At 41.1% G+C, this 6,613-nt stretch carries 6 protein-coding genes; 2 read left to right on the top strand and 4 right to left on the bottom strand.

The window, feature by feature from the left end; genetic code table 11:
• Positions 1 to 59: 59 nt before the first annotated feature.
• Positions 60 to 437: a BlaI/MecI/CopY family transcriptional regulator gene (locus DBR11_RS25250; protein WP_108555349.1), complete on the top strand. Its 378-nt coding sequence runs from the start codon at positions 60 to 62 to the stop codon at positions 435 to 437.
• Positions 434 to 1,681 (top strand): TonB family protein, encoded by a 1,248-nt coding sequence (locus tag DBR11_RS30365; RefSeq protein WP_108555348.1) that lies wholly within the window; start codon positions 434 to 436, stop codon positions 1,679 to 1,681. Before DBR11_RS25250 ends, DBR11_RS30365 begins: the two co-directional genes overlap by 4 nt.
• A gap of 84 nt (positions 1,682 to 1,765) precedes the next feature.
• Here DBR11_RS30365 and DBR11_RS25240 read toward each other — a convergent pair whose 3' ends face one another.
• The 4 genes from DBR11_RS25240 to DBR11_RS25225 all read right to left on the bottom strand — a co-directional run.
• Complete coding sequence (locus tag DBR11_RS25240; RefSeq protein WP_108555347.1) at positions 1,766 to 2,536, bottom strand: succinate dehydrogenase/fumarate reductase iron-sulfur subunit; 771 nt, start codon at positions 2,534 to 2,536, stop codon at positions 1,766 to 1,768.
• A gap of 18 nt (positions 2,537 to 2,554) precedes the next feature.
• Entirely contained in the window at positions 2,555 to 4,534 is a 1,980-nt protein-coding gene (locus DBR11_RS25235; protein ID WP_108555346.1) for a fumarate reductase/succinate dehydrogenase flavoprotein subunit, read from the bottom strand.
• Positions 4,535 to 4,561: 27 nt separating this feature from the next.
• The gene (locus DBR11_RS25230; protein ID WP_108555345.1) at positions 4,562 to 5,242 is read right to left on the bottom strand and encodes a succinate dehydrogenase cytochrome b subunit; all 681 of its coding nucleotides are present in this window, start codon (positions 5,240 to 5,242) and stop codon (positions 4,562 to 4,564) included.
• 168 nt (positions 5,243 to 5,410) lie between these two features.
• Positions 5,411 to 6,613, bottom strand: a 1,203-nt coding sequence (locus DBR11_RS25225) for a trypsin-like peptidase domain-containing protein (RefSeq protein ID WP_233260909.1), incomplete at its 5' end; no start/stop codon positions are given.

The following is a 6,613-nucleotide window of genomic DNA, read 5'->3' as shown; positions in this document are numbered from 1 at the left end:
AGTTATAGCTTTAAATAACGCATTTCAAAAACCAAAAATAACCTGATTAATAAGAACATATGGAAATTAAAGATTTAACTAAAGCCGAGGAACAGATTATGCAGATCATCTGGCAAATCGAAAAAGGTTACGTAAAAGACGTTATTGACCTGCTCCCTATCCCCAAACCTGCTTACAACACGGTCTCTACCATCATCCGCATTCTGGAAGCCAAAGGTTTTATCGGCCATCATGCCTTTGGAAAATCACATCAATACTATGCTTTGATCAGTAAAGATGACTATAAACGCCATGTCACAGAGAAATTGATGGGTGGCTATTTCGAAAATTCCGTGGAAAGTATGTTTTCCTTCTTCGTTAAGGAAGAAAAAATTGACCTCAGCGACATGGATGAGATTTTAAAAATGATCAACAACATTAAAAACAAACCAAGATGAACTGGGCCCATTATATCCTTCAAGTCAATATATACCTTGTGGTATTTTATGGCTTCTATAAGCTGCTATTAGATAAAGAGACGTACTTCATGTTGAACCGGATTTATCTGCTGTCTGCGGGCGTACTTTCCATATCTATTCCATTCTTAAGATTTGAATGGTTTGCCAGTCAAACGGTCAGCCAACCTATTTATATAGGTGCATATCAGCTCAATTCCTATATCAGCAACTTTAACCAGGCGCCCCCTGATTCCTATGCTGTTTGGATCGGAAGCTTGATTGTCATGATTTATCTGGCAGGTGTCTTGTTTTTAACATCCAGGCTGATTGCACAACTCTTCAACGTATCTACATCCCTAAAGACAACAAAAAGAGGAACGGCATTTTCTTTCCTGAACAGGAAATCTATAGATCCTGACTTGCCTAACGTAGACATCATTCATCAGCATGAGGATGTTCATGTAAAGCAATGGCATACCGCAGATGTTTTATTTTTTGAAGTAATGACTCTACTCAACTGGTTCAATCCAATCCTTTATTTCTACAAACACAGCATTCGAAACCTTCATGAATATCTGGCAGATGAGCAGGCGGCAAACTTCCAGGGGGATAAGGAAGAATACGCCATGCTCCTGCTGAGTAGTTCTTTCCAGGTTCCAAGAACTTCCCTGAACAATCATTTTTTCACTCAATCTCAACTTAAAAAAAGAATCACTATGCTTTACAAAGAAAAATCAAAAAAAAGAGCCGTACTGAAGTATGGCCTTTTCCTACCCTTATTCGGACTGACACTAACTCTGTCGTCTGCGACACTTAGAACCAACGACAAAGTCGCCAAGCTAACAGAAAACATTCCCCTAAACACTTCATTCTTCATGCCGAATGGCTTACTTGATCAGAATGGACAACCCAAACAGGATAAAGTTTACGATTTTGTCAGTACCGAAAAGCAACCCGAGTTTAAGGGTGGCATGAAGAACTTTTACGAATACCTGAAAACGACTGTAAAATATCCGGAAGCCGCGGTGAAAAATAATATTCAAGGCAAAGTATTTCTATCCTTTATCGTAGAAAAAGACGGTGCGCTCACCAACATCCATGTCGATAGAAAATTAGGCTCCGGAACAGATGAAGAAGCCGTAAGAGTATTAAAAGAAAGTCCCAAATGGAATCCTGGAATAGTTGAAGGAAAACCGGTAAGGGTAAAATACAATATCCCAATCTCCTTTTCTTTAAGCAAATAGAAATCAGCCTCTTTAAAAAGGACGAAGCCCCAACCAATACGGCAGGGGCTTCGTTTAATATCCTTGTCTCGAGATATAAATTTATTAAACTTCTTCCTCAGAAACAAATTTTGCCGAATAAAAATCTCTGTTCATTCTGGCTATATTTTCTAATGATATTCCTTTAGGGCATTCTGCTTCGCAGGCACCTGTATTGGTACAGTTACCAAAGCCTTCCGCATCCATCTGCGACACCATACTTTGAACGCGACGGTAACGTTCCGGCTGTCCCTGAGGCAATTGTGCCAGTTGTGAGATTTTTGCCGAAACGAACAGCATTGCCGAAGCATTTTTACAGGTAGCTACACAAGCACCACATCCGATACAGGCTGCAGCCTCGAAAGCCGAATCTGCCTTCACCTTAGGAATAGGGAGGTTATTTGCATCCTGCGCATTTCCAGTATTCACAGAGATAAAACCTCCGGCTGCGATAACGCGGTCAAATGCTGTACGATCCACCATCAAATCTTTGATCACCGGGAAAGCCTTTGCTCTCCACGGTTCCACAACGATGGTATCGCCATCTTTAAAAGAACGCATGTGCAACTGACAAGTTGTTACCCCCTGGAGCGGTCCGTGAGGCTGGCCATTGATAAACATAGAGCAGGCCCCACAAATACCTTCACGGCAATCATGGTCAAAAACAACAGGCTCTTCTCCCTTGTCAACAAGACCTTCGTTCAATACGTCAAACATTTCAAGGAATGACATATCAGGTGAAATATTAGATAATTTATAATCTACCAAACTACCTTTGGCAATGTTATTTTTTTGACGCCATACTTTCAGCGTTAAATTCATATTTCCTGTACTCATGGTATTGGGATTTTTTACCTATTTATAACTTCTTTGTGCAACCTTAATATTTTCGAACTTCAGCTCTTCTTTATGAAGTTCAAAAGTTACATCACCTTTATATTCCCATGCAGAAACATAAGCGTAGTTCACATCATCTCTTAAAGCTTCGCCTTCTTCTGTCTGGTATTCTTCTCTGAAGTGACCGCCGCAAGACTCATTTCTGTTTAATGCATCCATACACATCAGTTCACCCAGTTCAATAAAATCGGCTACCCGGCCTGCTTTCTCCAGTTCCGGATTCAGTTCGTTGGCATCACCAGGAACACGCAGATCAGACCAGAATTCCTTGCGCAATTGCTGGATTTCCTCGATACCTTTTTTCAAACCTTCTGCATTACGCGCCATACCACATCTTTCCCACATGATCTTACCTAATTTCTTGTGGAAATGATCAACAGATTTAGTTCCTTTTATGGCAAAGAATTTATCAATAATACCTTTTGCACTCGCCTCGGCCTCCACAAAAGCCGGGTGATCTTGTGGAATCGGTTTTGTAGCGAGTTCTTTTGATAAGTAAGCACCAATGGTATAAGGAATCACAAAATAACCATCAGCCAAACCTTGCATTAGAGCGGAAGCACCTAAACGGTTTGCACCATGATCAGAGAAATTAGCTTCACCCAAAGCATATAAGCCCGGTACAGTGGTCATCAGGTTATAATCTACCCATAAACCACCCATGGTATAGTGAACCGCAGGATAAATACGCATAGGAAGCTCATATGGATCCTCTCCGGTAATCTGCTTGTACATATCAAACAAGTTACCATATTTCTCTTTGATCACTTCCCTGCCCAGTCTCATGCAGGTTTCTTTATCTGGATTATGAATATTATGCTTATTGGCTTCTATCTTTCCATAACGTTCAGTATTGGCTTTAAAGTCAAGATAAACCGCTAATTTAGAAGCACCCACACCATAACCAGCATCACATCTTTCCTTGGCAGCACGGGAAGCCACGTCACGCGGTACCAGGTTACCAAAAGCAGGATACCTGCGCTCTAAATAATAATCTCTTTCTTCTTCAGGAATCTCCGAAGCTTTACGGGGATCATCTTTTTTCTTAGGTACCCAGATTCGTCCATCATTACGTAAAGACTCAGACATCAGCGTCAGTTTAGACTGATGATCTCCTGAAACCGGGATACAGGTAGGGTGAATCTGCGTATAACAAGGATTACCAAAGAAAGCACCTTTTTTGTGTGCTTTCCAGGCTGCAGTTACGTTACTGCCCATTGCATTTGTAGAAAGATAAAATACGTTACCGTAACCACCACTACAAAGTAATACCGCATGGCCTGAATGGCGTTGCAATTCTCCGCTAATTAAATCACGTGCAATAATACCACGTGCTTTACCGTCAACCACCACTACTTCCAGCATTTCGTGACGGGTAAACATTTCCACTTTACCCATTCCAATCTGGCGCTCTAAAGCACTGTAAGCACCTAAAAGCAATTGCTGGCCAGTTTGACCTGCAGCGTAAAAAGTTCTTTGGACCTGTGTACCTCCAAAAGAACGGTTGTCTAACAAGCCACCGTATTCCCTGGCCAATGGTACACCTTGTGCCACACACTGATCTATAATGTTCGCACTTACTTCTGCTAAACGATGTACGTTTGCTTCACGGGCGCGATAATCACCACCTTTAATGGTATCATAGAATAAACGGTAAGTACTGTCTCCATCATTCTGATAGTTTTTTGCAGCATTGATACCACCCTGAGCCGCAATAGAATGCGCTCTGCGTGGTGAATCCTGGAAACAAAAGCATTTTACTTTATATCCCATTTCTGCCAGAGTGGCCGCAGCCGAAGCTCCTGCCAGTCCTGATCCTACCACGATGATCTCTATACTCCTTTTATTGGCTGGATTTACCAAAGGCATAGAAGAACGTAACTTAGTCCATTTTTCGGTTAATTCACCTTCTGGTATATGAGCATTTAATTCTGCCATGTTATTTTAAGCTTATACGTTCAAAAATTAATTAATAAAACCTGCATAGATTGCGATTGGCATTAAAGCGAAAAGCAACGCGATGATAATAGAATACCATACACCCACACCTTTAATAAGCGGAGTATATTTCTTATGATTCCATCCCAAAGTTTGAAATGCAGATGAAAAACCGTGTAATAAGTGATAAGCAAGAGAAGCCATTGCCAGCACATACAATACAACGATCCAGATATTTTTAAAAGTTTCCTTCATCACCGCAAACAGATCTTCATGCCCATTCGCATCTGTTGTAGGAATACCGGTAAACCGGGATACTACCCAAAAATTAGACAAATGCACAATTAAAAAGATCAGCAACAAGGTACCCAGTAAACCCATAGAGCGGGAGTACCATTTACTGTTTGCATTGCCATTGCTTACCGCATATTTTACCGGACGCGCAGCCTGGTTCTGGAAAGTTAGACGTGCACCCTGAACAATGTGTGCAATAAGCCCTACGAAAAGGACAATCTCTCCAGCCCTGATCAGCCAGTTGGTAGCCATAAAATGTGCCCCAATATTAAAGGTAAGTCCACCGTCATTAATAAAGATCAGTGCATTGATAAAGCAATGCACTATTAAAAATAAAACCAAGAACAGGCCGGTAATGCCCATTATTAATTTTTTTCCGATAGAGGAGGAAAAAGCGTTTCCGAAACTAGCCATTTGATTGTTTTTTTATAATTCTATTCCTGCAAAAGTATTTAATAAATGAATTAAATTGGTAATTCCAAGCACAAATCGACTATTTAGAAACGTTCTAAGATGACATAAGGATGATAAACAAAAAAGGGGAGCTTTATCTAGCTCCCCTTTTGCTTAAAATTTTAAAGCTTAGAAGGCAATCGTAAATTTACCGTTGTCTCCAACGCCTGAGATGGTTGTTCTTCCGTTTCTGGAAGTAGGCAACGCCTCTTCTACATCTTTTGCACTATTCACCGGCTTACCATTGATTGAAGTGATCAGCGTACCTCTTGAAATATCAAAAGAGTCAAATGCTTTACCTTCTTCCACATTAGTTACGACCACACCATTTCTCACACCATATTTCGCTTTTAATCCTGCTGGTGCTGGTGAAAACGAAGCGCCTAATTTAGTAATGCTTGCTCCGGTAGATTTGGTACCATTGGCTTTAGCCACAACCCCCACACTCTTGTCACCTCTTAAAGTAACACTCACATCTTTTAACTGACCATCTCTTAAAATCGTCAGGTTGACTTTATCACCAGGACTCAGACGTCCTATTTTTTCCTGAAGATCAGGAGAATCATAGATCACATTACCTTCTACTTTTTTAATAATGTCTCCTGGTTTGATTCCGGCAGCCGCACCACCACCATCAGGCATGACATCGCTTACATATAAACCGTCAACATCTTTAACTTTTAAGCGTTCGGCCTGATCTGCATCAAGTGGAGTAAAAGTAACGCCGATATAACCGCGTTTTACCGCACCATATTTTTTAAAATCCTCCAGGATCTTTTTAGCCAGGTTTACCGGAATCGCAAAACCATAACCTTCATTTGTTCCTGTTTGAGAAGCAATGGCCGCGTTGATACCAATCAGCTCCCCATTTGCATTGACCAAAGCACCACCGCTGTTTCCAGGATTAATGGCGGCATCTGTCTGAATATAAGATTCAATGCTGCTGTTTGCTGGTCTTTTACCTGTTCTTTGGTATTGTTCATATTCTTCTTCAGTTGGTTGCTGGTTTCTGGCCAAAATTCCAATAGACCTTGATTTAGCACTTACAATTCCTGCAGTTACTGTAGTTTGCAGATCCAATGGGAAACCCACGGCCAATACCCACTCTCCAACCTGTACATTATCTGAATTACCCATCTTTACCACCGGCAAATCTGTCTCCTCAACCTTAATCAAAGCCAAGTCTGTATTTGGGTCGGTACCAATCACTTTGGCAATTACTTTTTTCCTGTTGGACAAAACCACTTCAACTTTCTCTGCATTTTCTACCACGTGGTTATTGGTTACAATATATCCGTCCGGCGTCAAGATTACTCCAGACCCTGATGCTGC

The organism is Pedobacter sp. HMWF019, assembly GCF_003061025.1.
GTDB lineage: Bacteria > Bacteroidota > Bacteroidia > Sphingobacteriales > Sphingobacteriaceae > Pedobacter.
This window is presented reverse-complemented; position numbering and strand designations above follow the sequence as displayed.

What these genes read in the sequence shown, in the direction of transcription:
- DBR11_RS25240 (WP_108555347.1), bottom strand. Translation starts at nt 2,536, where the DNA reads ATGAGTACAGGAAATATGAATTTAACGCTGAAAGTATGGCGTCAAAAA.
- DBR11_RS25235 (WP_108555346.1), bottom strand. Translation starts at nt 4,534, where the DNA reads ATGGCAGAATTAAATGCTCATATACCAGAAGGTGAATTAACCGAAAAA.
- DBR11_RS25250 (WP_108555349.1), top strand. Translation starts at nt 60, where the DNA reads ATGGAAATTAAAGATTTAACTAAAGCCGAGGAACAGATTATGCAGATC.
- DBR11_RS30365 (WP_108555348.1), top strand. Translation starts at nt 434, where the DNA reads ATGAACTGGGCCCATTATATCCTTCAAGTCAATATATACCTTGTGGTA.
- DBR11_RS25230 (WP_108555345.1), bottom strand. Translation starts at nt 5,242, where the DNA reads ATGGCTAGTTTCGGAAACGCTTTTTCCTCCTCTATCGGAAAAAAATTA.